This window comes from Plantimonas leprariae (genome assembly GCF_008802405.1).
GTDB lineage: Bacteria > Pseudomonadota > Alphaproteobacteria > Rhizobiales > Rhizobiaceae > Plantimonas > Plantimonas leprariae.
The window spans coordinates 34,987-60,052 of the sequence record NZ_VZDO01000019.1 but is presented as its reverse complement, the minus strand read 5'-3'; the positions used below and the strand labels follow the sequence as shown (position 1 = coordinate 60,052).

Below are 25,066 nucleotides of genomic sequence, written 5' to 3'. Positions count from 1 at the left end.
CCCGATCGTCTCCTGCCCCGCCGGAAGCGCCTTACTGGCCGGCCGCCGGTGCCGGCGCCGCCCCACCTCCGGCCGCCGCGGCGCGCGAGGTCTTCTGCAGCGTCTCGATCTGCTCCTTGACCTTTGGGTCGGTGAACTCGACCTTCACGTCGTCACGCGCCTTCTGGACGATCGCCACGTACTTCTCGCGCATCACGAGCTGGCGGAGCTGGTCCTTCACCTCGTCGAACTTCGGCAGCGGCTGCGGCCGCTTCTCCACCACCTCGATCACGTGCCAGCCGAACTGCGTCTGCACCGGCTCCTTGGTGTATTCGCCGGCCTTCAGCGCGAAGGCGGCCTTCTCGAAGGGCGGCACCATCTGGCCGGGGCCGAAGAAGCCGAGGTCGCCGCCATCGGGGCCTGAGGGGCCGGACGACTTCTCCTTGGCGACGTCGTCGAACTTCTTGCCGTCGTTCAGCTCCTTGATCGCCGCTTCCGCCTCCTCCTTGGTCTTCACCAGGATGTGCTTGGCGTGGATCTCGTCGACCGGCTTCACCTTCTTGATCTCGGCGTCGTAGCGCTTCTGCAGCTCGGCGTCGGTGATCGCGTCGACGCCTTCCTTCTGGAACCAGGCATTGTGGAGCGCCCGCTCGCGCAGGAACGCGATGCGCTGCTTGACGTCCGGATCGTCGGCGAGCTTCGCCTTCTCCGCTTCCATCGCCAGCGACTTGATGTCGATCAGCGCTGACAGGACGGCGAGACGCTTCTGGTCGGGCGGCATCTGCTCGAACTGGTCGCCGAGATCGCCTTCCGCGAGGCTCAGCTCCTTCTGAGTGATCTGCGCCTTGCCGACCTTGGCGACGACGTCGCCGTCGGCGGCGGACGCGGCGCCCTGCATGGCGAGGAGCGCGACGGCCGACAGGGCGAGGAGCCGGGAATAGAGACGGAGCATGAAAGCCTTCCTTGGCGACGGGTTCCGGGACGACTGACGCTGGCGGAAGCTTCGCGCGAGCGGGGGCCGGAAGAGCCGGGGCCGACAGCGGTTTCACGGCCGGCGGCGAAGATTGACATCGGTTTGGGCCCCTCTTATCTCTCCCGCGCCGTTGAAGTCCAGCCGCCGGCCGCTCCCAGCACCTCCCGCCAGACCGGGGGATGCGGAGGCGGCGGGTGATCCGATGGGATCCCGTTGCCTCTGCCGCCGTCTCGCCCTCACACGCACGCGGAACGGCGCGGGACATGGAAGCAGCGCTCGGCGAACGGCCCGCCCCGGCGGCGCGGCCAAGCCTTCTTTGGAGCGAATTGATGGTCAGTTTCGGCGGTATCGCCCGCGCCCTGTTCGGCTCGTCCAACGACCGGATCGTCCGGCGGCACGAGGGGACGATCAAGGCGATCGCCGCGCTGGAGCCCGAACTCGAGAAGCTTTCCGACGACCAGCTCCGCGCCCGCACCGCCGAGTTCAAGCAACAGGTCGCGGACGGAAAAAGCGTCGACGAGCTGCTGGTGCCGGCCTTCGCCACCGTGCGCGAGGCCTCGAAGCGCGCACTCGGCATGCGGCACTTCGACGTCCAGATGATCGGCGGCATCGTCCTGAATTCCAAGGCCATCGCCGAGATGCGCACCGGCGAGGGCAAGACGCTGGTCGCGACGCTGCCGGTCTATCTCAACGCGCTGGCGGGCAAGGGCGTCCACGTTGTCACCGTCAACGACTACCTCGCCACCCGCGACTCGGAATGGATGGGCAAGGTCTACCGCTTCCTCGGGCTCAGCGTCGGCGTCATCGTCCACGGCATGAACGACGACGAGCGGCGCGACGCCTACAACTGCGACATCACCTACGGCACCAACAACGAGCTCGGCTTCGACTACTTACGCGACAACATGAAGTTCGAGCGCCCGCAGATGGTGCAGCGCGGGCATCACTACGCGATCGTCGACGAGGTGGACTCGATCCTGATCGACGAGGCGCGGACCCCCCTCATCATCTCCGGCCCCCTCGACGACCGCTCCGACCTCTACCGGCTGATCGACGGCTTCATCCCGCAACTGGTCCCGAGCGACTTCGAACTCGACGAGAAGCAGCGGCAGGTCTCCTTCACCGAGGAGGGCACGGAGAAGATGGAGCGGGCGCTGGAAGCCGCCGGCCACCTCTCCGGCTCCTCGCTCTACGACATCGAGAACGTCGCGATCGTCCACCACGTCAACAACGCGCTGAAGGCCCACAAGCTCTTCTCGAAGGACAAGGACTACATCGTCCGCGGCGACGAGATCGTCATCATCGACGAGTTCACCGGCCGCATGATGCCGGGCCGGCGCTTCTCGGAAGGCCTGCATCAGGCGCTGGAGGCGAAGGAGCACGTCACCGTCCAGCCCGAGAACCAGACGCTCGCCTCGATCACCTTCCAGAACTACTTCCGCATGTACGGCAAGCTCGCCGGCATGACCGGCACGGCGTCCACCGAGGCGGCCGAGTTCGCCGACATCTACGGCCTCGACGTGATCGAGGTGCCGACGAACCTGCCCGTGCAGCGCCAGGACGAGGACGACGAGGTCTACCGGACGGTGGAGGAGAAGTACCGCGCCATCGTCAAGGAGATCCGCGACGCCGCGAGCCGCCGCCAGCCGATCCTCGTCGGCACGACCTCGATCGAGAAATCCGAATACCTCGCCGATCGCCTGCGCAAGGACGGCATGAAGGACTTCCAGGTCCTCAACGCCCGCTACCACGAGCAGGAAGCCTATATCGTCGCGCAGGCCGGCGTGCCCGGCGCGGTGACGATCGCCACCAACATGGCCGGCCGCGGCACCGACATCAAGCTCGGCGGCAACGCCGAGATGCGGGTCGAGCGCGAGCTGGAGGGCGTGCCCGAAGGCCCGGAGCGCGACGCGAAGGCGAAGGCGATCGAGGCCGACATCGAGCGGCTGAAGGGGGAAGCGCTCGCCGCCGGCGGGCTCTATGTGCTCGCCACCGAGCGGCACGAGTCGCGGCGCATCGACAACCAGCTCCGCGGCCGCTCGGGCCGCCAGGGCGATCCCGGCCGCTCGAAGTTCTACCTGTCGCTGCAGGACGACTTGATGCGCATCTTCGGATCGCAGCGCATGGACACGATGCTGACCCGTCTCGGCCTGAAGGAGGACGAGGCGATCATCCACCCCTGGATCAACAAGGCGTTGGAGAAGGCGCAGAAGAAGGTCGAGGCGCGCAACTTCGATATCCGCAAGAACCTCCTCAAATACGACGACGTGATGAACGACCAGCGGAAGGTCATCTTCGAGCAGCGGCTCGAACTGATGGACGCCGAGGGGCTGACGGAATCCGTCACCGACATGCGCCACGCGACGGTCGACGGCCTTGTCGCCCGCCACATCCCGGAGAAGGCCTACCCCGAGCAATGGTCGACGGCCGAGCTCGAGGAGGAGGTCCGCGAGTTCCTGAACCTCGATCTGCCGGTGAAGGCTTGGGCGGAAGAGGAAGGCATCGACGAGACCGACATCCGCCAGCGCCTGACGGAGGCCTCCGACAAGGCGATCACCGAGAAGACCGAGCGCTTCGGGCCGGAGGTGATGACCTACATCGAGCGCTCGGTGGTGCTCCAGACGATCGACGCGCTCTGGCGCGAGCACCTCGTCAACCTCGACCACCTGCGTTCCGTCATCGGCTTCCGCGGCTACGCGCAACGCGACCCGCTGAACGAGTACAAGTCGGAGGGCTTCGAGCTCTTCCAGTCGATGCTCGGCCACATGCGCGAGCGCGTGACGATGCAGCTCGCCCGCGTCGAGCTGGTGCAGCAGCAGCCGGACGACGAGCTGCCGCCGATGGAAGCGCACCATATCGACGTGACGAGCGGCATCGACGAGTTCGGCGACGGCGCGAAGATCCTCAGCGCCGACTTCAACCCGCGCGAGGCGGAGCGCCTGGCCCTCGACCCGGACAAGCCGGAGAGCTGGGGCCATATCGGCCGCAACGAGCCCTGCCCCTGCGGCTCGGGCCGGAAGTTCAAGCACTGCCACGGCGCTTACGCCGCACAGGAAGCGTGATGCGACGGGCGGCGGCTTCGGACCGCCGCCCCCCGTCACCGGTTGCCGTCAGTTGCCGGCCGAATAGTCCATGGCTTCGAGATCGGCGACGAGGCCGGGGCCGGTCGGTTGCCAGCCGAGCCGCTCGCGCGTCAGCGCGCTGGACGCCGCCATGTCCATGCCGGCGAACCCCGCCATCCAGCCGAAATAATCTGCCGTCTCGTCCGGCAAGACGGAGACCGCCTCTACGCCGAGACCGCGCGCGACGGTTTCGGCGATGGTGCGTATCGGCACGCCCTCCTCCGCGACGGCGTTGTAGCGGGCACCCGGCCGGCCGGCCTCGATCGCCAGCCGGTAGAGCTTCGCCGCATCGCCGACATGCGCGGCGGACCAGCGGTTCGCGCCCTCGCCGACGAAAGGCGCGGCGCCCTTCTCGCGGCAGAGCGCGACATAGGGCGTGACGAGACCCTGCTTCACCGGGTCGTGGATCTGCGACAGCCGCATCACCGAGACGTTGACGCCGGCTTCCAGGAGTTCATTACCGGCGAGTTCCGATGCGATGCGCGGGTTCGGGTGGTCCGTGTCGAAGATGTCCTCGCTCGCGAGCCGGCCGTGGCCGCTGCCGCCGAGGCCGACGCCGGAGGTGATGAGGAGCGGCCGGTCGGACCCCTTCAGCGCCTCGCCGAGCGCCCGGATGACACGCCCGTCCTTGGCGCAATTGGCGACGAAGTTCGCGAAATCGTGGTCGAAGGCGGTGTGGATCACCGCGTCCGCTTCGGCCGCGCCGCGGCGAAGCCCGTCCGGCTCCTCGAGCGTGCCGCGGAACGGCTCGGCACCCGCGGCGCGGAGCGCCTCCGCGCCCCGGTCCGACCGCGTCAGCCCGAGCACTTGATGGCCGGCGGCGATGAGTTCGGGAACGACGCGGGAGCCGATGAAGCCGGTCGCGCCGGTGAGGAAGATGCGCATGGGAATGCTCCGATAGTTGCAGGCGCGACTATCGGGCGGGGAGGCAACCGGTTAAAGTCGTGAGCTTATCGTAGTATAATCGGCAACAGGTTCGCCATGTCCGCCCGCGACGGCTCGCTGCTCGGAGCTTATCTCAAGGACCGCCGGACCCGGCTCGATCCGGCCGCCCTCGGCTTCGCCGGGCGGCGGCGCACGCCCGGCCTCCGCCGCGAGGAAGTGGCGCAGCGCTCCAACATCTCGACCACCTGGTACACCTGGCTGGAGCAGGGACGCGGCGGCGGCCCGTCCGCCGATGTGCTGGAGCGGATCGCGGCCGGCCTGATGCTGACCGAGCCGGAGCGCGAGCACCTGTTCCTCATCGGCCTCGGACGGCTGCCCGAGGTCCGCTACAAGCGCGTCGAGGGCGTGACGCCGCGGCTGCAGCGCCTGCTCGACGCGCTGGACGCGAGCCCCGCCCTCGTCAAGACCGCCACCTGGGACATCATCGCCTGGAACCGCGCCGCGGCGGTGGTGCTGACCGATTACGGCAAGCTGCCGCCGGAGCGGCGCAACATCCTGAAGCTGATGTTCGGGAACCCGGGCGTGCGCGAGCGGCAACACGACTGGGACGCGCTCGCCAGATTCGTGGTCGGCGCGTTCCGGGCCGACGCGGCCCGGGCCGGCGCGGCATCCGAAGTGGCGCAGCTCGTCGACGAGCTTTGCGCCATGAGCCCGGAATTCGCGGCGCTGTGGCGGGACAACGACGTCCACGCGCATGGCGAGGGCATCAAGCGCCTGCGGCACCCGGTGCTCGGCGAGATCGAGCTGGAATATTCCGCCTTCGCGGTCGACGGGCGGCCGGACCTCGGGATGATCGTCTACAATCCGGTCTCGGCCGAGGTGGCGGAGCGCATCCGCGCGCTTCGCCTCTGAAGCGCCAGTTGCTCGGCGACGATTATTTGTTGCTGCCCGTCACCGCCTGGAACGCGGTCTTCGGCGCTTCCTCGACGACCGGCTTGCCGAGGCGGTCGAAGCCGGCGCGGCGGTGCTGCTCGGCGGCGTAGGCCTCCGCGGTGATCGGCATGCCGGGCTTGTAGGCGAAGGTGGTGGTCACCGCGAAGTCGGACGGCTGCATCGTCGCGACCAGCTTCTCCTCCTCCGCCTCGTCGGCGATGCGCTTCGCCATCAGCGGTGCCGGCTCCTCCAGCTTCGGGCAGGCGCCCGCCGCCGAGAGCGCCTCGCCGGGCTTCGGGTCGAACAGGTAACGCTTCTCGCAGACGCCGATCTCGACCGGCTTCTTCGTCAGCTCGAAGCGGTCCGCGCCGTCCTTCATCATCTTCCAGAAGGCGTAGTGCTCCGACTGGCGGTGGCGCGCCATGTTCTTCGGCGTCATGCGGAACGGGTAGGCCTGGAACTGGAACGAGCGCTGGCCGCCGGCGAAGGCCTCGCGGGCCAGCGCGTAGAGTTCCTCCATCTGCCAGTCGTCCATGGCGTAGCAGCCGGACGAGTTGCAGGAGCCATGCACCATCAGGTGCTCGCCGGTGCCGCCGTTGGCGCGGTCGAACTGGTTCGGATAGCCGACGTTGAAGGCGAGATGGTAGTTCGACGTCGGGTTCATCTGGCCCGGCGTGATGTTGTAGAAGCCTTCCGGCGCCTGCCGGTCGCCGGCCGTGCGCTTGGGGCCGAGCTTTCCGGACCAGGCGCAGATCGCGTAGGTCTTGAGGAGCGCGAACTTGCCATCGTTGGCCTGTTTCCAGACCTCGAGCTGCGACTCCTCCTTGTAGAGGCGGACCAGGATGGGCGACTTGACGCCCATGCTCTTCGCCTGAATCTCCTTCACGAGCTTCGGCGGCACGGGCGCGCTCGCGCCGAGGAGCGCGCCGAGGTCGGCACCGCCTTTCTGGCAGGCGCTCATCGCGACGAGCGTCGCGACTAGCGCAGCGGCTCTCGCAAATCGTCCGACCCGCATCCTCGACAACCCCTCAAGCCTTCCCCGCTCGCCGCGGGCCAAGAACGATCGTTCTTTTCGCGCGGCGGAAGTTAAGGAGGCGTTAACCGCGGTGCCCCGCGCGGAGATCGCCTCCCCGGCCGCACGCCCTCGCGGACGCGCGTGGCGGCATTGTGGCGCAAGCGCCTCAGGCTGTGGAAGAGCGAAGCGTTGCCGGAGCGCAACGCCCGGCGCGGAATCGCGCCGAATCTACAGCGTACGGCCGATGGCGAGGAACTTTTCGCGGCGCTGGCGGCACAGCGTCTCGCCGTCGTGCGGCACGAGCTCGCCGAGCGCGACGCGCACGCGGTCCGCCGTGTCGGCGATCACCTTCTCCGAATCGCGATGGGCGCCGCCGACCGGCTCCGGGATGATCTCGTCGATGATGCCGAAGCCCTTCAGGTCCTGCGCGGTCATCTTCATCGCCTGCGCGACGTCGCGGGCCCGCGTCGCGTCGCGCCAGAGGATCGACGCGCCGGCTTCCGGCGAGATGACGCTGTAGACGGCGTGCTCCAGCATCAGGACCTTGTTGGCGGTGGCGATGGCGATCGCCCCGCCGGACCCCCCTTCGCCGATCACCACCGAGACCAGCGGGATTTTGAGGTCGAGGCAGGTCTGCGTCGAGCGGGCGATGGCCTCCGCCTGCCCCCGCTCCTCCGCGCCGATGCCGGGATAGGCGCCGGCCGTGTCGACCAGCGTCAGGAGCGGAATGCCGAAGCGCTCGGCGAGCTTCATGATCCGCACCGCCTTCCGGTACCCCTCCGGCCGCGCCATGCCGAAATTGTGCTTCAGCCGCGTCTGGGTGTCGGAGCCCTTCTCCTGCCCGATTACCGCGATCGACTGGCCGTCGAAGCGCCCGAACCCGGCGATCACCGCGTGATCCTCGGCGAAGTAGCGGTCGCCGGCGAGCGGCGTGAAGTCGGACACGAGGGCGTTCAGATAGTCGACGCAGTGCGGGCGGTCGGGATGGCGGGCGACCTGCGTCTTCTGCCAGGGCGTCAGCTTGCGGTAGAGATCGGCGAGCGCGTCGCGCGAGCGCGTTTCCAGCCGGTTGATCTCCTCGCTGACGTCGACGCTCTCGCCGCCCGCCCCGATCCCCTTCAGGGCGATGATCTGGCTTTCGAGGTCGGCGACCGGCTTTTCGAAGTCGAGGTAGTTGTGCATCGGCTTCGCTTGAGACAGGCGGGCGATGCTGTCAAGGAAGCGATGGGCCGCGAGGTTCCCTCCCGGCCCGCCGATCAGTCGCGGCTGACTTCGGACAGGGGGTGATGGTCCGTGACGAGGCGGATCAGCCGCTCCTCCAGGACATGCGTGTAGATCTGCGTCGTCGAGATGTCGGCGTGGCCGAGCAGTTCCTGCACGGCGCGAAGGTCCGCGCCGTTCTGCAGAAGGTGGCTGGCGAAGGCGTGGCGCAGCACGTGCGGCGAGATGCGCGACGGTGGCAGGCCGGCGCGGAGGCTCAGGTCCTTCAGGTCCCGCGCGAAGGCCTGACGCGTCATGTGTCCGCTTTCCGACAAAGCCGGAAACAGCCAGGGATCGTCGCTCGGCCCTCCGGCGGCGGCGCGGGCGGCCTCCGCGAAGGCGACGAGCGCATCGCGCGCCCGCTCGCCGATCGGCACCATGCGCTCCTTGTTGCCCTTGCCGGTGACGACGATGACGCGGGACTTCGCGCGCAGCACCGAGAGCGGCAGCGAGACGAGTTCCGAGACGCGCAGGCCCGTCGCGTAAAGGAGCTCGACCAGCGCATGCATGCGCTTCGCCCGCATCAGCGCGGCCGGGGAGAGATCGTCCCGCCCGGCTTCCGCCTCGGCCGCCTCGATCAGGCGGTCGACCTCCGCCTCGCTCATGATCTTCGGCAGCGGCCGGCCCTTCCGCGCCGATTCGATCGGCCCCATCGGGTCGTCGCCGCGCATGCCCTCCGCGTAGAGGAACTTGAAGAACTGCCGGAGCGAGGACAGCCGCCGCGCCTGGCTGGAGGCGGCGAAACCCTGGGCGGCCAGATGCGAGACATAGGCCCGGACATCATCCGCCGAGGCGGATACGAGCCTGCCGCCGCGCTTGCCCCCGAGGAAGGCCGAAGCGTCGTCGAGATCGCGCCGATAGGCTTGCAGCGTGTTCTCCGCCGCGCCGCGCTCCGCCGCCATCATCTCGAGGAAGGTCTCGATGCCGCTCGCGTCGCGGAAGGCCGCGTTCAAGGCTGCAGGCTGCCGCCGCCGGCGGCGACGCCGGTGCCGGGCACGGGAAGGTTGAGCGGCACGTCCACCACGATGCGGCGCGGCGTCGGCTCGACGAGGTAGACGAGCGCCGCCATGCCCGCGAAAACGGCGGCGGCGGCGAAGGCGAGCACCGTCAGGAGTCGGACGAGAGTGGGCATGGGATGCCGGCCGCCTTCCCCGCTGGCGCTGCTGAAGCTGGTCGAATTTTCATGTCCGAACATGCGCTTCCGCGCAAGCCGAGGATCGGGGCCCGCCTCACCGTGGCGTGCCGGCTGTGTCGCCGCGGCACCAGAGCTTGACGCACCCCCGCATTTGCTGTTCCCGGTGAGGGCGAGGAGAGTTGGCCGCGTGGACAGGAACGGATCGATCGAAACGGCTGGTGGGCACATCGCGTCGCGGCTTGGGCGTCGCTCGGTCGTGCTGATCGGGCTGATGGGCGCCGGCAAGTCCACCGTCGGGCGGCGGCTGGCGCAGCGCCTCGACGTGCCGTTCCAGGACACGGACACCGAGATCGAGGCGGTGTCGCGCATGACGATCCCGGAACTCTTCGCGGCTTATGGCGAGGACGAATTCCGCGCCTTGGAGCGCCGCATCGTCGCCCGCCTCGCCGCGGAAGGGCCGCAAGTGCTGGCGACCGGCGGCGGCGCCTTCATGTCGGAGGAAACGCGGAGCGTTCTCGCGACCCGCGCCGTCACTGTCTGGCTGAATGCCGATCTCGACACGCTGATGGAGCGCGTCATGCGGCGCAACAACCGGCCGCTCCTGAAGACCGGCGACCCGCGCGAGACGATGCGGCGCCTGATGGAGACGCGCTATCCGGTCTACGGTCTCGCCGACATCACCGTCCATTCGCGGCAGGTGAAGCGGGAAACCGTGGCGGAGGAGATCGTCGAAGCCCTCGACCGGCATCTCGATCCCGTCTCCGTGGCGGTGAGCGCGTGAGTTCGAACGTGGAAACCGTCCGGGTCGAGCTGGGAGACCGCTCCTACGACATCCTGATCGGCGAAGGGCTGCTCGACCGCGCCGGCGCCGAGATCGCCGCCCGCCTGCCCGGCATCCGCGCTGCCGTCGTCACCGACGAGACGGTGGCGGGGCTGCATCTGCCGAAGCTGCAGGCCTCGCTCCGGGCCGCCGGGATCGACCACGCGACGGTGGTGCTGCCGCCCGGCGAGACGACGAAATCCTACTCCCACCTCCAGACGGTCGCGGAAGCGGTGATCGAGGCGCGGCTGGAGCGCGGCGATGCGGTGATCGCGCTCGGCGGCGGCGTCGTCGGCGACCTCGCCGGCTTCGCGGCGGGGATCGTCCGGCGCGGCATGCGCTTCGTGCAGGTGCCGACGACGCTCCTCGCGCAGGTCGACTCGTCCGTCGGCGGCAAGACCGGCATCAATTCGCCGCAGGGCAAGAACCTCGTCGGCGTGTTCCACCAGCCCGCGCTCGTCCTCGCCGACACGGGCGTGCTCGACACGCTTGTCGACCGCGAGTTCCGGGCCGGCTATGCCGAGGTCGCGAAATACGGGCTGATCGACCGGCCGGACTTCTTCGAATGGCTGGAGGCGAACCGCACGCACGTGTTTGCCGGCGGCCCGGCGCGCATCCGCGCCATCGCGGAAAGCTGCCGCGCCAAGGCGGCGGTGGTGGCGGCCGACGAGCGCGAGGAGGCCGGCGCACGGGCGCTCCTCAACCTCGGCCATACCTTCGGCCACGCGCTGGAAAAGGCCGTCCGCTACGACCCGGCCCGGCTCGTCCACGGCGAGGGCGTCTCGATCGGCATGGCGCTGGCGCACCGCTTCTCGGTTCGCGAAGGTCTCTGCAGCGGGCAGGACGCCGGCCGCGCCGAGGCGCATCTGAAAGCCGCCGGGCTGCCGACCCGCATCTCGGAGATTCCAGGACCGCAGCCAACCGTGCCGGATCTGATGGCGGCGATCGGGCAGGACAAGAAGGTCAGCCGCGGCCGCCTCACCTTCATCCTGACGCACGGCATCGGGCAAAGCTTCGTCGCGCGCGACGTCGAGCGGCAGGCGGTCGAGCGTTTCCTCGCCGACGAGCTGGCCGAAGGTTAGCCGGCGAAGCTCTTCACCAGCGCGTCGGCTCGCCCGGCCCGGCGGCCTCGATTGCCAGCGCGTGGACGCCGGCCTCGAGTTCCGCCTTCAACGTCTCGTTCACCAGGCGGTGCCGCGCGATGCGGGAGCGGCCGCGCATCGCTTCCGCCACGATCCGCACCCGGAAGTGCGTGCCGGGCGAGCCGTCGAAATCGGCGTGGTGGCCGCTCGCCACATGGTGGTGGCCGGCATGGAGATGGCTTTCATCGATCACCTCCAACCGTTCCGGCCGGAACGCCTCGCCAAGCTTCGCCTCGATCGTCTCGCGGGAATAGGTCGCCATCCGCTCGTTCTCCCCCTGCGCCGTCCGGCCGCAGCTTCGGCGGAGGCAAGGCGGGTTTTTGCCCGTCTGTCAATTCTTGTTCGCCTTCCCGCCCGGCCCCATAATCGAAAGCGCGATGAAGCTCGACTCCAAACTCTTCGACGGAATCCGCATCCGGCCGGACGCCAAGGTGGCCGAGAAGGCGAAGGCGCCCGTGTGCGAATGGCAGGGCTGCGAGGAGCCGGGCATCTACAAGGCGCCGCGCGGGCGCGACCACGAGGGGCAGTACCTGCACTTCTGCGTCGACCACGTCCGCCAGTACAACAAGAGCTACAACTACTTCTCAGGCCTGAACGACAAGGACATCCAGTCCTACCTGAAGGACGCGATGACCGGCCATCGCCCGACCTGGACGATGGGCGCCGACAAGGGCGCGTCCCCCGCCGGCCAGCCGCCGCCGCGCGCCGCCGGCCGGCGCTGGAGCGGCCGGACGCGCGATCCGTTCAACCTCTTCGAGGAGAGTGCCGCGGCCGAGCGCCGGCGGCCGAAGCCGGTGCGCTCGCTGGAAGCCAAGGCCTTCGAGACGATGAATCTTGCCCCCGAAGCGCCGGCAACCGAAATCCGCGCCCGCTACAAGGCGCTGGTGAAGCAGTACCATCCGGACTCCAACGGCGGCGACCGCGGCCATGAGGACCGGCTGCGCGAGGTGATCCAGGCCTACAAGCTTCTGAAGCAGTCCGGCTTCTGCTGAAACGGCTGAGGCGGATCGTCCGGCCCCTGTCGCGATCGACGTCCCGCGCCAATTCGAGGCTTGCCGTTCCGGCCGCGCGGCTTTAGGCCGGGGCGTTTTTCGAATTTCGGCTTCCGCGTGCTTGCGCGCGGCGGCTCTGGAGGTGCGATGAGTGCAGCGGTCAAGGAAGTGGCGGGCATGCCCGACGCCACGATCTCCGTCCGCGAGATGTTCGGCTTCGACAGCCCGTTGAAGGTTCCGGCCTTCCGCGAGCCGGATCAGCACGTGCCGGAAATCGATCCCGATTATCTGTTCGACCCGCAGACGACGCTGGCGATTCTCGCCGGCTTCGCCAGGAACCGCCGCGTCATGGTGGCCGGCTATCACGGCACCGGCAAGTCGACGCATATCGAGCAGGTCGCGGCCCGTCTCAACTGGCCCTGCATCCGCATCAACCTCGACAGCCACGTCTCCCGCATCGACCTCGTCGGCAAGGACGCGATCACGGTGCGCGAAGGCCTGCAGGTGACGGAGTTCCGCGACGGCATCCTGCCCTGGGCCTACCAGCACAACGTCGCGCTGGTCTTCGACGAGTACGACGCCGGCCGCCCGGACGTGATGTTCGTGATCCAGCGCGTGCTGGAATCCTCCGGCCGGCTGACTCTCCTCGACCAGAGCCGCGTCGTCCAGCCGCACCCGGCCTTCCGCCTGTTTGCCACCGCCAACACGGTCGGCCTCGGCGACACGACCGGCCTCTATCACGGCACGCAGCAGATCAACCAGGCGCAGATGGACCGCTGGTCGATCGTGACGGTGCTGAACTACCTGCCGCACGACAATGAGGTCGGCATTGTCCTCGCCAAGGCCAAGCACTTCGACACCAAGGACGGCCGGCAGACGGTGTCGAAGATGGTGCGCGTCGCCGACATGACGCGCTCGGCCTTCGTCAACGGCGACCTCTCGACGGTGATGAGCCCGCGCACCGTGATCACCTGGGCGGAGAACGCCGAGATCTTCAACGACGTCGGTTTCGCCTTCCGCCTGACCTTCCTCAACAAGTGCGACGACCTGGAGCGCCCGCTGGTCGCCGAGTTCTACCAGCGCGCTTTCGGGCAGGAACTGCCGGAATCGGCGGCGAACGTCGTTCTGGACTGACGGGCGACACGTGGCAGGCCGGGGCGACAACGCCAAGCAGAATCCGAGGGCGGGAAGCCCGGACCGCGAGCCGTTCCGGCGCGCGATCGCCGGCTGCATGCGCGCCATCGCCGGCGATCCGGAACTCGAGATCACCTACGGCAACGAGCGGCCGGGGCTGACCGGCCAGAAGGCGCGGCTGCCCGAACTGCCGAAGCGCGCCACGGTCAACGACGTCTCGGTGACGCGCGGGCTTTCCGACGCGATGGCGCTCCGCCGCGCTAGGCACGACGCCAAGATTCACGCGACGCTTTCGCCGGACGGCAAGGCGGCGCGGGCGGTCTTCGACGCCGTCGAGCAGGCCCGCGTCGAGGCGATCGGCGCGAACGCGATGGAGGGCGTCGGCGACAACCTCGCCGCGATGATCGAGGACCGCTACTTCCGCTCGAACCTCCACGACGTCACCGACCGCGCCGAGGCGCCGCTGGAGGACGCCGTCGCGCTGATGGTGCGCGAGAAGCTGACCGGCCGGCCGGTGCCGAAGAGCGCCGAGGCGCTGGTCGACGTCTGGCGCGAGTGGATCGAGGCGAAGGCCGGTCCGCGGCTGGAGCGTCTCGGCGAGACAATCGAGAACCAGAACGGCTTCGCCCGTCTCGTGCGCGACCTCCTTACCGCCATGGACATGGCGGAGGAGCTCGGCCGCGAGAACGACAGCGAGGAGGAAACCGAGAACGAGGAACAGGGCGACTCGCAGACGCGGAACGAGGAGGACGAGGGCTCCGAGAAGGACGCCGGGGCCGAGGACGCCAAGGCCGAGGAGACGGAAGCGCAGGGCGAGAGCGAGGACGCGGCGGAGGCCGAGGATTCGGAAGTCACCGCCGACGATCCGACCGAGGACGACGACCCCGACTCCGAGACGCCCGGCGAGGCGCGCCGGCCGAACCCGCCGCCGGGCAGCCTGCTCGACGCCGCCGACTACCGCGTCTTCACGGGCGCCTTCGACGAGATGGTCGGCGCGGAGGAGCTCTGCGACGAGGCGGAGCTCGACCGCCTGCGCGCCTTCCTCGACAAGCAGCTCGTCTCGCTTTCCAGCGTCGTCGCGCGCCTCGCGAACCGCCTGCAGCGCCGGCTGATGGCGCAGCAGAACCGCTCCTGGGACTTCGATCTCGAAGAGGGCTATCTCGACCCGGCCCGCCTGTCGCGCATTGTGATCGATCCGACGCAGCCGCTGTCCTACAAGATGGAGCGGGACACCGAATTCCGCGACACGATCGTGACGCTGCTGATCGACAATTCCGGCTCGATGCGCGGCCGGCCGATTACGGTGGCGGCGACCTGCGCCGACATCCTCGCCCGGACGCTGGAGCGCTGCGGCGTGAAGGTGGAGGTGCTCGGCTTCACGACGCGGGCCTGGAAGGGCGGCCAGGCGCGCGAGCACTGGCTGAAGAACGGCAAGCCGCCGCGCCCCGGCCGGCTGAACGACCTCCGCCACATCGTCTACAAGTCGGCCGACGCGCCTTGGCGGCGCGCCCGGCGCAATCTCGGCCTGATGATGCGCGAGGGGCTGCTGAAGGAGAACATCGACGGCGAGGCGCTGATCTGGGCGCATTCGCGGCTGATGGCCCGGCCCGAGCAGCGGCGCATCCTGATGATGATCTCGGACGGCGCGCCGGTGGACGATTCGACGCTGTCGGTGAACCCCGGCAACTACCTCGAACGGCACCTCCGGGCGGTGATCGAGGAAATCGAGACGCGCTCGCCGGTCGAGCTCCTGGCGATCGGCATCGGCCACGACGTGACGCGCTACTATCGCCGCGCCGTGACGCTGGTCGACGCCGAGGAACTGGCCGGCGCGATGACCGAGCAGCTTGCGGCGCTGTTCGAGAGCGAGCAGACCGGCGGCGGGGGCCGAACGAGCCTTCGCCGCGCGGCGGGCGGCGGGCTTCGCCGTTGAGGCAGCGTGTTCGCCGCGGCGGCGTCGTGGCGCTGCTGCTTTTCGGCACTGCCGTCCTGATGGCGCCCGGTTCGCTGCCGCCCGGCCCGACCGGGATCGACGTCGCGTCCCGCGTCATCCGGAGCTTCGACCGCAACTCCGCGGCCACCCGCTTCGGCGGGCTCGAATATGTCGGCGGCTTCTCCTATTCGAGCAGGAGTTCCGATCTCAAGGGCGTTTCCGCGATCCGCATGCTGGACCAGGACCGCTTCCTGGCGGTGGAGGACACCGGTTGGTGGTTCGCCGGCACGATCACGCGGGACGGCGACGGCCGGCCGACCGGCATCCGGGATGCCAGGCTCAGCCCCATCCTCAATCCCGGCGGCCAGGCATCCCCGCGCAAGGGCGACGCCGACGCCGAAGGCCTCGCGATCGACGCGAACGGCGATGCGGTCGTCGCCTTCGAGCGCAACCACCGCATCGCGGCCTTTGCCGATGCGCGCTCGCCTTTTCTGTCGCGGCCGCGCTTCCTGCCGCTGCCGATCCCGCGGAAGGAGCTGCGGATCAACGCCGGGATCGAGGCGCTGGCCCGCTCGCCCGCGAACTCTCCGCTCGGCGGCCGGCTCGTCGCCGTCGCGGAGCGCTCGATCGACATGGCGGGCAATTTCTTCGCCGCGATTCTCGGCGACGGCGGCGGCGTCTTCACCATCCGCCGCGACGAGGCGTGGTCGGCGACCGACGGCGCGTTCCTGCCCGATGGCGATTTCCTCCTCCTGGAGCGGCGCTACCAGGGCTTCACGCATGTCGGCATGCGCATCCGCCGCATTCCCGGAGGCGAAATCCGGCCGGGTGCGCTGGTCGACGGGCCGGTGCTGATCCAGGCCGACCTCGCCGAGGAGATCGACAACATGGAAGGGCTCGACGTCTATAAAGCGACGGATGGTTCGACGCGCGTCGTCCTAGTATCCGACGACAACGGCTCGTTCCTGCAGCGCAACCTGTTCCTGGAGTTCAGGCTGGCGGAAGGCGCCGCCGAATCGAACTGACGACGGTCAGGCGGCCTGCGGCGTCCGGTACGGCAGGACGCGCTGCATCAGGACACGGTAGGGGATCAGCGCTACGACGGCGATGAGGAGCTTCACGCAGAAATCGCCGAGCGCCCAGGACACCCAGCGCGGCGCTTCGTCTGCGAGGACGCCGAAGAGCGGGGCCGAGGCCGCCGCGAAATCGTCGCCGGGTCCCGCGAAGGCGAAGAACGGCGCGAAGGCGACCGTGAAGAACACCGTCGTGTCGAGCACCGAGCCGGCGAGCGAGCCGAAGGCCGGCGCGCGCCACCAGCGGTCCTGCCGCAGGCGGCTGAACACGAAGACGTCGAGGAGCTGCGCGAGCAGGAAGGCGGCCCCGGAGGCCAGCGCGATCCGCACCAGCCGATCGCCGGTCGCGGCGAATTCGAGCAGGCCGAGATCGAACAGGACCGGCGGGGCGAGGATCGAAGCCGCGACCGCCACCGCGAAGCCCGCATAGACGACGCGGCGCGCGAAGCGCGGGCCGTACCAGCGGTTCGACAGGTCCGTCACGAGGAACGAGAACGGGTAGGTGAAGGCGCCCCAGGTCAGCACGTCCGCGAGCTGCAGGCGGCCGAGATGGCCGGCCATCGGGAACTGGACGAGGATGTTCGAGGCGAGAACCACGAGCGCCATCGTCGCGACGGGCGCGAGATAGGAGCGGACGGCAGGCATTTTTTTATCCTGGGTGATGGAACCAGCTCGGAAGCGGCGGGGCGCTCGCGCGCCCGCGCCGGTCCGGTCGATCAGGCGGAAGCGGCGGCCGGCGCGCTCTCGGCGGCGAGCTTCTTGGCGATCTGGCGCTTCAGGATGCGGGCCTTCGGCGACAGCTCCTCGACCTTCGCCTTCAGGAGGAAGGCGTCGAGGCCGCCGCGGTGCTCCACCGAGCGCAGGCCGTGCGCGCTGACGCGCAGGCGGACGCGCTGGCCGAGGGCGTCGGAGATCAGCGTGACGTTCGACAGGTTCGGCAGGAAGCGCCGACGCGTCTTGTTGTTCGCGTGGCTGACATTGTTGCCGTACTGGACGGCCTTGCCGGTGAGTTCGCAGGCGCGCGACATTGATCAGATCCTCAAAAGCGTTCCAAGCCGTCAAACCCGCCGGGAAGCGCGCCGCCGGACGGACGGCGCGGTCAACTCCCACGGGAACGTGATCGGGAAATCGCCGGCTCCATAGCCGGACCCGCCGCGAAGGTCAACCGCGCGGGACCGGCGCGGGCATCGCGAGCCCTTTCCACTGGTCCCGGAAAATGTCATGGGAAGCAATTCCCGCACCGATCGAATTCGAGAACGGCGCATGCTGCTGAGACTCCTGCCGGGCGCCCTGTGCCTCGTCGCCGCCTTCGGGCTCCCCGCGCCGCCGGCCATGGCCGAGGCGCCGGCGCTCTCGACCCGCTACACGGTGGGACTGATCGGCCTGCCGGTCGGCCGCGCCAGCTTCGTCACCCGGATCGACGGCGGCAGCTACACGGTGGACGGCACGCTCACCTCGACCGGGCTCGCCGACATCGTGTCGACGGTGAAGGGCACGAGCCGCGTTTCCGGCCGGATCGCCGCCGACCGCCTCGTGGCCGGGACCTACGACCTCGACTACACCTCGAACCGGAAGCACTTCCGCTCCAGCATCGCCTTCCGCTCGGGCCGCGTGACGAGCGTCACCGCCGAGCCGGAGGCCCCGGCGAGCAAGGACTTTATTCCCGTCACTCAGAACCAGCTCCGCTCGGTGGTCGACCCGCTGACCGGGCTGATGATCAAGGCCGGCCGGTCGTCGGACGGCCTCTGCGCCCGCACGCTGCCGTTCTTCGACGGCTGGTCGCGGCTCGACATGCGGTTCGCGCCCGCCGGCCGCCAGCCGTTCTCGACCGACGGCTTCGAGGGCGACGCGGTGGTCTGCACCGCGCGCGTCGAGCCGATCAGCGGCTACAAGCCGACCTCGAAGGGCGTGCAGTTCATCGCGAAGCAGACGATGGAGATCTGGTTCGCGCCGGTCGGCAAGACCGGCATCTTCGCGCCGGTCTACGCCAAGGTGCCGACCGAGATCGGCCCCCTCACCTTCCGCGCCGCCGTCTTCGCCAAGCCGTGAAGGGGATGGCCGGCCGGCACGGCCGCGGGGGCGCGACGCTCGCCGGCTTCGCGGCGATCCTGATGTGGTCGCTGCTGGCGCTTCTCACGGCGCGGAGCGGTTCGGTGCCGCCGTTCCAGCTGGCCAGCCTGACCTTCGCGCTCGGCACGCTGGTGGGCGTCGCCTGGCTCCTCGCCCGCCGCCCCTCGCCGGCCGAGCTTCGCGCTACCTTCCGGCAGCCGCCCCGCGTCTGGATCGTCGGCGTCGGCGGCCTGTTCGGCTACCACGCGCTCTATTTCGCGGCGCTGCGCGCGGCGCCCGCCGCCGAGGCCAGCCTCATCGCCTATCTCTGGCCGCTGCTGATCGTCCTCGGCTCCGCCGCCCTGCCGGGCGAGCGGCTGCGGGCCTGGCACGTCGCGGGCGCCCTGGTCGCCCTCGCCGGGGCCGGGACGATCCTCGGCGGGCGCGGCGTCTCCGGCTTCTCGGGACGCTTTGCCCTCGGCTACGCGCTCGCGCTCGGCTGCGCGCTGACGTGGGCCGGCTATTCCCTGCTGTCGCGGCGCTTCGGCAGCGTGCCGAGCGGCATCGTCTGCGGCTTCTGCGCGGCGACCGCCGTGCTCTCGCTCGGGTGCCACCTCCTGTTCGAACCGACCGTCTGGCCAGGCTCGGCGGCGGAGTGGCTCGCGGTCGCGGCGCTCGGCCTTCTGCCGGTCGGCGCGGCCTTCTATCTCTGGGACGTCGGCATGAAGCGCGGCGACGTGCAGCTGCTCGGCGCCGCGAGCTACGCCGCGCCGCTGCTCTCGACGCTGGCCCTGGCGGCGGCAGGAGAAGCCGAGACCTCGCCCGCCCTCCTCCTCGCGGCGGCGCTCATCACCGCCGGCGCGGCCCTCGCAGCGCTGCCGATGTTCGGGTGCCGCTGAGTCAGGCCGCTCGTCCGATAGGCTCGATCGCCGCAAGCTCCTTCTCGATGAGACGTCGCCGATCCAAAAGGTCGTGTTCCGCCTGCAGGCCGAGCCAGAACCCGTCCGAAAGCCCGAAGTAGCGGGCGAGACGCAAGTCGGTGTCCGCCGTGATCGCACGCTTCCCCGCCGCGATCTCGTTGATCCGACGCAGCGAAATGCCGGTCGCCCGTGCGAGCGCGTCTCGGCCGAGCTTTAAGGGCTCCAGAAATTCCTCGACGAGAATCTCGCCCGGGCTCGGATTTTGCAGAAGCTCGTCAGTGATAGTCGACGATACCGACATCGGCCGCTCCTCCTTCCGTCCAAACGAAGCAGATGCGCCATTGCCGGTTGACGCGGATGCTGTACTCGCCTGCACGATCACCCTTCAGCGCTTCCAGCCGGTTGTTCGGAGGTACCGCCAGATCCTGCAATCTCCTGGCGGCGTTGATCATCCGAAGTTTCCGCAGAGCGACGGTTTGAATGTCGGACGGCAGCTTTCTGCTTCGACGACCCGACCAGACGAGTTCGGTCTCGGCGTCTCGAAATCCGACGATCATCCGGTTGTCGTCACGTCGGTCGTTACAATCGGATGCAGCCTCTCGGACGTCAAGATTGCGAGCGGCCTTCGGGCGGGCGCGGCGTCGGGCGCCAGTCGGGTGGGGCCATCTCGAAGCTCTCGAAGCGGAAGGCCGGCGCCACCGTGCAGCCGACGAGGGTGAAGGCGCCGAGGCTCGTCGCCGTCTGCCACCAGCCGGCCGGCACCACGAACTGCGGGTGCTGCCCGTGCGCCACGTCCGGCCCCAGGTGGCGCGCCGACGCGTCGTGCCCGTTCGGCGAGACGGTGATTACCAGCGGCGCGCCGGCATACCAGTGCCAGACCTCCGCCGCGTCGGTGACGCGGTGCCATTCCGATGTGTCGCCGGCCTCCAGCAGATAATAGATCGCGGTCGAGAACGCCCGGCCGTCGCTATCGGCGTTCTCGTCGCGGAAGGTCTCGCGATACCAGCCGCCCTCCGGGTGACGCTGAAGGCCGAGTTGCCGGATAAGGCCTTGCGCATCCGCCGCCATCAGTAACCGTTCCGCCTTTCGCGCAAAGTGCGGAACACCTCCACCGGATCGGCGCCGCTCATCCCCATCTCGGCCTGGAGCTCGGGATTGTCGGCGCGCAGGAACGGGTTCGTCAGCTTCTCCTGGCCGAGCTGGACGGGCAGCGTCGCCTCGCGCGCGACGCGCAGCCGCTCCACTTCCAGGGCGCGGTTGCGGAGCGCCGGGTTGCCGGGGTCGACGTCCACGGCGAATCTGGCGTTGGTCGCGGTGTATTCGTGGCCGCAATGCAGCATCGTGTCGTCGGGCAGTTCCCGGAGGCGAAGCAGGGAGGCCCACATCGTCGCCGGATCGCCCTCGAACAGGCGGCCGCAACCGAGCGAGAACAGCGTGTCGGCGGCGAAGAGGAGCTTCTCATCCGGCAGGAAGTAGGACACGTGCCCGAGCGTGTGGCCGGGCGTGTCGATGACCTCGATGGCGAATTCGCCGATCCGGAACCGGTCGCCGCCCGACACCGTCCGGTCGATGCCGGGGATCTTCGCGCGCTCCTTCGCCGGCCCGACGATCTCGCAGCCGAACCGGGCTTTCAACGCCCCGTTCGCCTCGACATGGTCGGCGTGGTGGTGGGTCGTGAGAATCGTGTCGAGCCGCCAGCCCTCGCGCTCCAGCGCGTCGAGGATCGGCCGCTCTTCCGGCGCGTCGATCGACAAGGTCTTGCCGCTCGCCGGATCATGGACCAAAACGCCGAAATTGTCGCTTCGGCAAGGAAACTGGCGGACGATGGCGCGGGGCATGGCGGATCCGGCATGACGATGGCGATGCGAAACGCCAACCTAGCGCGCGAAGCCGCGAATCGAACCCGGCCCCGTTCCGCGGGCGCCGCATGAGCGGACCGACCGCGCCGCTGAACCTCAATGCCGACATCCTGGAGCTGCGTGAGTTCTACGATTCGCGCCTGGGGGTCGCCGCGGAGCGCGCCATCACCGCCGCGCTGACGCCGCTCTGGCACCCGATCCGCGAGGAGCGGCTGGTCGGCATCGGCTACGCGGTGCCGTTCCTCGACCGCTTCGGGCCGGACTGCGAGCGCGCCGTGGCACTGATGCCGGCGGCGCAGGGCGCGATCCCCTGGCCGCTCGGCGGCCCTTCCCAGACCGCATTGGTGAACATCGAGGAACTGCCGCTCGGCGACGCGTCCGTCGACCGGGTGCTCGTCGTCCATGCGCTGGAATTCGCCGAAAGCCCGCCGGAGTTCCTCAGCGAGATCTGGCGCGTGCTCGCGCCCGGCGGCCATGTCGTCGTCGTCGTGCCGAACCGGCGCGGCGTCTGGACGAGGTTCGACCACACGCCCTTCGGCTCCGGGCGTCCCTGGTCGCGCGGCCAGCTCGCGCGGCTCCTGCGCGAGGCGTTGTTCACGCCGGTCAGGGCGACCGAGGCGCTGCACTTCCCGCCGTTCCGCCGGCGCTCGCTGCTCGGCTTCGCGGCGGGGCTGGAGGGTTTCGGCCGGCGGGCCTGGCCGCTCTTCGCCGGCGTCACCATCGTCGACGCGACGAAGCAGGTCTATCGCGGCATCCCCGTCGCCAACGCCCGGCGCGAGCGGCGACGCCTGGTCCGGCCGGTGCTCGTGCCGCAGGGCGCCGGTTACAGCCGCTGACGAAGCGCCGCCGTGCCCTAGGTCACCGCGCCTCAACGAAGGGGTGATGCCATGGACACGCGCAAACTCGGCGACCTTTCCGTCTCGGCGGTCGGGCTCGGCTGCATGGGCATGTCGGAGTTCTACGGCGCGGGTGACGAGCGGGAATCGATCGGCGTCATCCACCGCGCCCTCGATCTCGGCGTCGACTTCCTCGATACGGCCGACATGTACGGCGTCGGGAAGAACGAGGAACTCGTCGGGAAGGCCATCCGCGACCGCCGCGACGGCGTGGTGCTGGCGACGAAGTTCGGCAACGTCCGCGGACCGAAGGGCGAGCGACTCGGGATCAGCGGCCGGCCGGACTACGTGCGTCAGGCCTGCGACGCCTCGCTGAAACGCCTCGGGGTCGATCACATCGACCTCTACTACCAGCACCGCGTCGACCCGAATGTTCCGATCGAGGAGACCGTCGGCGCGATGGGGGAACTGGTCCGCGCCGGCAAGGTGATGCATCTCGGCCTGTCGGAGGCCGGCCCCGCCACGATCCGCCGCGCCGTGAAGGAGCATCCGATCGCGGCGCTGCAGACGGAATACTCGCTCTGGAGCCGCGAGCCGGAGGAGGAACTCCTCGGGCTCTGCCGAAGCTTGAGCATCGGCTTCGTGCCCTATTCGCCGCTCGGACGCGGCTTCCTGACGGGGCAGATCAAGTCGCGCGACGACCTCGCCGCGGACGACTTCCGCCGCAACGCGCCGCGCTTCTCGGAAGCGAACTTCGCGAAGAACCTGAAGCTGGTCGACGCGGTGAATGCGGTGGCGAGGCAGCACGACGCCACGGCGGCGCAGGTGGCGCTCGCCTGGGTGCTGGCGCAAGGACAAGACATCGTGCCGATCCCCGGCACCAAGCGCGTCCGCTACCTGGAGGAGAACGTCGAGGGCGTCGGCCTCACGCTCTCGGCGGCCGACCTTGAGGAACTCGACGCCGCCTTCCCGAAGGACGTGGCGACCGGCCAGCGCTACGCGGATGCCGGCATGCAGACGGTGAACCTGTAGGGCGCGCTCACCGGCTGAGCACGAAGACGCCCTGCTGGCCGAAGAGGTTCCAGAGGCCCCAGGGGAGCTTGCGGCCGAGCCGCCCCCCTTCCGCGTCGAGCGCGACCGAAGTCTCGATCCGCGCCCCGAGCTCCCCGGCGAGCGCGACGAAGTCGCGGATCGTGCAGAAGTGGATGTTCGGCGTCTCGTACCAGGCGTAGGAGATGTTCCGCGTCACCGGCATGCGCCCGTGGAGGCCGAGCTGCAGCCGGATCGTCCAGTGCCCGAAGTTCGGGAACGAGACGATCGCCCGCTCGCCGATGCGCAGGAGTTCGGCGAGCACGGTCTTCGGCTCGCGCGTCGCCTGGATCGTCTGCGACAGGATCACGTAGTCGAAGGCGCCGTCCGGGTAGTGGACGAGGTCGCGGTCGGCATCGCCCTGGATCACCGACAGGCCGCGCGCGACGCATTCGTTGACGCCGGCCTGGCTCAGTTCGATGCCGCGCCCGTCGACCTGCCGCTTGTCGCGCAGCATCGCGAGCAGCGCCCCGTCGCCGCAGCCGACGTCGAGGACGCGGCTGCCCTGCGCGACGAGATCGGCGATGACCTGGAGGTCGACGCGACCGCCCGCCGGTTCCTCCACCGTCGCGGTGGTCGGAACGGGCGCGGTGGCGATGAGCGTGTCGGTCATCGCCTCACAGCCCCCTTGCCCGGGCGGCCGAGGAGACGAAACCCCGGATCGCGTCGAACATCACCGGCTCGTCGAGCAGGAAGGCGTCGTGGCCGCGATCCGTCTCCACCTCGACGAACGAGACGGAAGCCGCGACCGCGTTCAGCGCGTGGACGACGGCGCGGCTTTCCCCGGTCGGGAACAGCCAGTCGGAGGTGAAGGACACCAGGCAGAAGCGGGTCCGCGAGCCGCGGAACGCGTCGGCCAGCCGCCCGCCGTAGTCGGCCGCGATGTCGAAATAGTCCATGGCGCGGGTGAGGTAGAGGTAGGAGTTCGCGTCGAAGCGGTCGACGAAGGTCATGCCCTGGTGGCGGAGGTAGCTCTCGATCTGGAAATCCGCGTCGAAGCCGAAGCCGAGCGCCTCGCGGTCTTGGAGGTTGCGGCCGAACTTGCGGGCGAGCGCGGCTTCCGAAAGGTAGGTGACGTGCGCCGCCATCCGGGCGACGGCGAGGCCCTTGTGCGGCCGCGACCCTTCGAGGATGTAGCGCCCGCCGCGCCATTCGGGATCGGCGACGACGGCCTGCCGCCCGACCTCGTGGAAGGCGATGTTCTGCGAGGAATGGCGCGCGCCGGTCGCGATCGGCAGCGCCGCGAAGACACGGGTCGGGTAGCTGACCGCCCATTCGAGCACCTGCATGCCGCCCATCGAACCGCCGACCACGGCGAAGAGCGTGTCGATGCCGAGCCGGTCGATCAGCATCGCCTGCGCCCGCACCATGTCGCGGATGGTGAGGACGGGCAGCGTGATGCCGTAGGGCTCGCCCGTCGCGGGATCGATCGCGGCGGGCCCCGTCGAGCCCATGCAGCCGCCGACGACGTCGGAGCAGACGACGAAATATTTCCGCGTGTTGATCGGCTTGCCCGGCCCGACCAAGGTTTCCCACCAGCCGGGCTTGCCGGTGACCGGGTTGCGGGATGCCACGTACTGGTCGCCCGTGAGGGCATGGCAGACCAGAATGGCGTTCGACTTCGCGGCGTTCAGCTCGCCCGCCGTCGTGTAGGCGATCTGGAACGGCGCGAGCTCCCGGCCGGCGTCGAGCCGCAGCGGCTCGTCGGCGGAAAAGCGCATGACGAGGCTGGAGGGCGCGCGGGCTTCCCGCGCGGCGGCGTCCTCGATGTCCTCGATGCGGGCGGCGACCTGGATGGTCATGGCGGTGGTGCTTGAGCTTTCGTCGGTGTGGCGGCCAGACATCACGAGCGCGGCCCCAATGCAAGCCGGCCCACCCTTTGCATGGCACTCTCCAGCCTTTACAGCGTCCGGCAGA

27 protein-coding genes are annotated in these 25,066 nt (G+C 69.4%); 12 read left to right on the top strand and 15 right to left on the bottom strand.

Annotation, left to right across the window (positions count from 1 at the left end; genetic code table 11):
* Nucleotides 1–31 precede the first annotated feature (31 nt).
* Entirely contained in the window at nt 32–931 is a 900-nt protein-coding gene (locus F6X38_RS19550) for a peptidylprolyl isomerase (RefSeq protein ID WP_150972686.1), read from the bottom strand.
* A gap of 350 nt (nt 932–1,281) precedes the next feature.
* Between F6X38_RS19550 and secA the strand changes: the two genes are divergently transcribed.
* Nucleotides 1,282–4,014, top strand: a complete 2,733-nt coding sequence (gene secA, locus F6X38_RS19545) for a preprotein translocase subunit SecA (protein WP_150972754.1) — start codon at nt 1,282–1,284, stop codon at nt 4,012–4,014.
* Nucleotides 4,015–4,062: 48 nt separating this feature from the next.
* On the opposite strand, the gene F6X38_RS19540 is transcribed toward secA, so the two are convergent.
* Nucleotides 4,063–4,959 (bottom strand): SDR family oxidoreductase, encoded by an 897-nt coding sequence (locus tag F6X38_RS19540; protein ID WP_150972684.1) that lies wholly within the window; start codon nt 4,957–4,959, stop codon nt 4,063–4,065.
* Between the two features lie 96 nt (nt 4,960–5,055).
* Between F6X38_RS19540 and F6X38_RS19535 the strand changes: the two genes are divergently transcribed.
* On the top strand, nt 5,056–5,871 hold the full coding sequence (locus tag F6X38_RS19535) for a helix-turn-helix transcriptional regulator (protein ID WP_150972682.1): 816 nt from the start codon (nt 5,056–5,058) through the stop codon (nt 5,869–5,871).
* Nucleotides 5,872–5,893: 22 nt separating this feature from the next.
* Here F6X38_RS19535 and F6X38_RS19530 read toward each other — a convergent pair whose 3' ends face one another.
* From F6X38_RS19530 to F6X38_RS19515, 4 genes are all read right to left on the bottom strand, one after another.
* The gene (locus F6X38_RS19530) at nt 5,894–6,853 is read right to left on the bottom strand and encodes a L,D-transpeptidase family protein (protein ID WP_210248901.1); all 960 of its coding nucleotides are present in this window, start codon (nt 6,851–6,853) and stop codon (nt 5,894–5,896) included.
* A 282-nt stretch (nt 6,854–7,135) separates the two neighbouring features.
* Entirely contained in the window at nt 7,136–8,089 is a 954-nt protein-coding gene (locus tag F6X38_RS19525) for an acetyl-CoA carboxylase carboxyltransferase subunit alpha (protein ID WP_150972680.1), read from the bottom strand.
* Nucleotides 8,090–8,163: 74 nt separating this feature from the next.
* Nucleotides 8,164–9,120: a site-specific tyrosine recombinase XerD gene (gene xerD, locus F6X38_RS19520; protein ID WP_150972678.1), complete on the bottom strand. Its 957-nt coding sequence runs from the start codon at nt 9,118–9,120 to the stop codon at nt 8,164–8,166.
* Entirely contained in the window at nt 9,117–9,299 is a 183-nt protein-coding gene (locus tag F6X38_RS19515) for a histidine kinase (protein ID WP_150972676.1), read from the bottom strand. Before F6X38_RS19515 ends, xerD begins: the two co-directional genes overlap by 4 nt.
* Before the next feature lie 190 nt (nt 9,300–9,489).
* Here F6X38_RS19515 and F6X38_RS19510 point away from each other — a divergent pair, with 190 nt between their 5' ends.
* Nucleotides 9,490–10,083: a shikimate kinase gene (locus tag F6X38_RS19510; protein WP_246191452.1), complete on the top strand. Its 594-nt coding sequence runs from the start codon at nt 9,490–9,492 to the stop codon at nt 10,081–10,083.
* The gene (aroB, locus tag F6X38_RS19505) at nt 10,080–11,204 is read left to right on the top strand and encodes a 3-dehydroquinate synthase (protein ID WP_150972672.1); all 1,125 of its coding nucleotides are present in this window, start codon (nt 10,080–10,082) and stop codon (nt 11,202–11,204) included. Before F6X38_RS19510 ends, aroB begins: the two co-directional genes overlap by 4 nt.
* A 13-nt stretch (nt 11,205–11,217) precedes the next feature.
* On the opposite strand, the gene F6X38_RS19500 is transcribed toward aroB, so the two are convergent.
* Nucleotides 11,218–11,526 carry a BolA family protein gene (locus tag F6X38_RS19500; RefSeq protein ID WP_150972671.1) on the bottom strand — a complete coding sequence of 103 codons (309 nt, stop codon included), beginning with the start codon at nt 11,524–11,526 and terminating at the stop codon, nt 11,218–11,220.
* 115 nt (nt 11,527–11,641) lie between these two features.
* On the opposite strand from F6X38_RS19500, the gene F6X38_RS19495 reads away from it, so the two are divergent.
* The 4 genes from F6X38_RS19495 to F6X38_RS19480 all read left to right on the top strand — a co-directional run bounded on the left by F6X38_RS19495 (nt 11,642) and on the right by F6X38_RS19480 (nt 16,348).
* Nucleotides 11,642–12,256, top strand: a complete 615-nt coding sequence (locus tag F6X38_RS19495; RefSeq protein ID WP_150972669.1) for a J domain-containing protein — start codon at nt 11,642–11,644, stop codon at nt 12,254–12,256.
* Nucleotides 12,257–12,403: 147 nt separating this feature from the next.
* Nucleotides 12,404–13,390, top strand: a complete 987-nt coding sequence (gene cobS, locus F6X38_RS19490; protein WP_150972667.1) for a cobaltochelatase subunit CobS — start codon at nt 12,404–12,406, stop codon at nt 13,388–13,390.
* Between the two features lie 10 nt (nt 13,391–13,400).
* Nucleotides 13,401–15,323 (top strand): cobaltochelatase subunit CobT, encoded by a 1,923-nt coding sequence (gene cobT, locus F6X38_RS19485; RefSeq protein ID WP_150972665.1) that lies wholly within the window; start codon nt 13,401–13,403, stop codon nt 15,321–15,323.
* Complete coding sequence (locus F6X38_RS19480; RefSeq protein WP_246191451.1) at nt 15,320–16,348, top strand: esterase-like activity of phytase family protein; 1,029 nt, start codon at nt 15,320–15,322, stop codon at nt 16,346–16,348. The genes cobT and F6X38_RS19480 overlap by 4 nt, the downstream gene beginning before the upstream one ends.
* Nucleotides 16,349–16,354: 6 nt before the next feature.
* Here the strand turns inward: F6X38_RS19480 and F6X38_RS19475 are convergent, their stop codons facing one another.
* On the bottom strand, nt 16,355–17,041 hold the full coding sequence (locus F6X38_RS19475; RefSeq protein ID WP_202618035.1) for a queuosine precursor transporter: 687 nt from the start codon (nt 17,039–17,041) through the stop codon (nt 16,355–16,357).
* Nucleotides 17,042–17,112: 71 nt separating this feature from the next.
* The gene (rpmB, locus tag F6X38_RS19470) at nt 17,113–17,424 is read right to left on the bottom strand and encodes a 50S ribosomal protein L28 (RefSeq protein ID WP_150972663.1); all 312 of its coding nucleotides are present in this window, start codon (nt 17,422–17,424) and stop codon (nt 17,113–17,115) included.
* Between the two features lie 235 nt (nt 17,425–17,659).
* Between rpmB and F6X38_RS19465 the strand changes: the two genes are divergently transcribed.
* Together F6X38_RS19465 and yddG are read left to right on the top strand one after the other, a co-directional pair.
* Nucleotides 17,660–18,445, top strand: coding sequence for a DUF3108 domain-containing protein (locus tag F6X38_RS19465; RefSeq protein ID WP_150972661.1), 786 nt, complete (start codon nt 17,660–17,662; stop codon nt 18,443–18,445).
* A gap of 5 nt (nt 18,446–18,450) precedes the next feature.
* On the top strand, nt 18,451–19,344 hold the full coding sequence (yddG, locus tag F6X38_RS19460; RefSeq protein WP_150972659.1) for an aromatic amino acid exporter YddG: 894 nt from the start codon (nt 18,451–18,453) through the stop codon (nt 19,342–19,344).
* Between the two features lies 1 nt (nt 19,345).
* Here the strand turns inward: yddG and F6X38_RS19455 are convergent, their stop codons facing one another.
* The 4 genes from F6X38_RS19455 to gloB are packed head-to-tail and all read right to left on the bottom strand — an operon-like array spanning nt 19,346 to nt 21,203.
* Nucleotides 19,346–19,666 carry a HigA family addiction module antitoxin gene (locus F6X38_RS19455; RefSeq protein WP_150972657.1) on the bottom strand — a complete coding sequence of 107 codons (321 nt, stop codon included), beginning with the start codon at nt 19,664–19,666 and terminating at the stop codon, nt 19,346–19,348.
* Nucleotides 19,641–19,922 carry a type II toxin-antitoxin system RelE/ParE family toxin gene (locus F6X38_RS19450; RefSeq protein WP_150972655.1) on the bottom strand — a complete coding sequence of 94 codons (282 nt, stop codon included), beginning with the start codon at nt 19,920–19,922 and terminating at the stop codon, nt 19,641–19,643. Before F6X38_RS19450 ends, F6X38_RS19455 begins: the two co-directional genes overlap by 26 nt.
* A gap of 49 nt (nt 19,923–19,971) precedes the next feature.
* Complete coding sequence (locus F6X38_RS19445; RefSeq protein ID WP_150972653.1) at nt 19,972–20,433, bottom strand: cupin domain-containing protein; 462 nt, start codon at nt 20,431–20,433, stop codon at nt 19,972–19,974.
* Entirely contained in the window at nt 20,433–21,203 is a 771-nt protein-coding gene (gene gloB / locus F6X38_RS19440; protein WP_150972651.1) for a hydroxyacylglutathione hydrolase, read from the bottom strand. Before gloB ends, F6X38_RS19445 begins: the two co-directional genes overlap by 1 nt.
* A gap of 89 nt (nt 21,204–21,292) precedes the next feature.
* On the opposite strand from gloB, the gene F6X38_RS19435 reads away from it, so the two are divergent.
* Nucleotides 21,293–22,060 (top strand): class I SAM-dependent methyltransferase, encoded by a 768-nt coding sequence (locus F6X38_RS19435; RefSeq protein ID WP_150972649.1) that lies wholly within the window; start codon nt 21,293–21,295, stop codon nt 22,058–22,060.
* Between the two features lie 51 nt (nt 22,061–22,111).
* On the top strand, nt 22,112–23,092 hold the full coding sequence (locus F6X38_RS19430) for an aldo/keto reductase (RefSeq protein ID WP_150972647.1): 981 nt from the start codon (nt 22,112–22,114) through the stop codon (nt 23,090–23,092).
* A 7-nt stretch (nt 23,093–23,099) separates the two neighbouring features.
* Here the strand turns inward: F6X38_RS19430 and metW are convergent, their stop codons facing one another.
* Nucleotides 23,100–23,762 (bottom strand): methionine biosynthesis protein MetW, encoded by a 663-nt coding sequence (gene metW, locus F6X38_RS19425; protein WP_150972645.1) that lies wholly within the window; start codon nt 23,760–23,762, stop codon nt 23,100–23,102.
* Between the two features lie 4 nt (nt 23,763–23,766).
* Nucleotides 23,767–24,951, bottom strand: a complete 1,185-nt coding sequence (gene metX / locus F6X38_RS19420) for a homoserine O-acetyltransferase MetX (protein WP_150972643.1) — start codon at nt 24,949–24,951, stop codon at nt 23,767–23,769.
* Nucleotides 24,952–25,066: the final 115 nt, after the last annotated feature.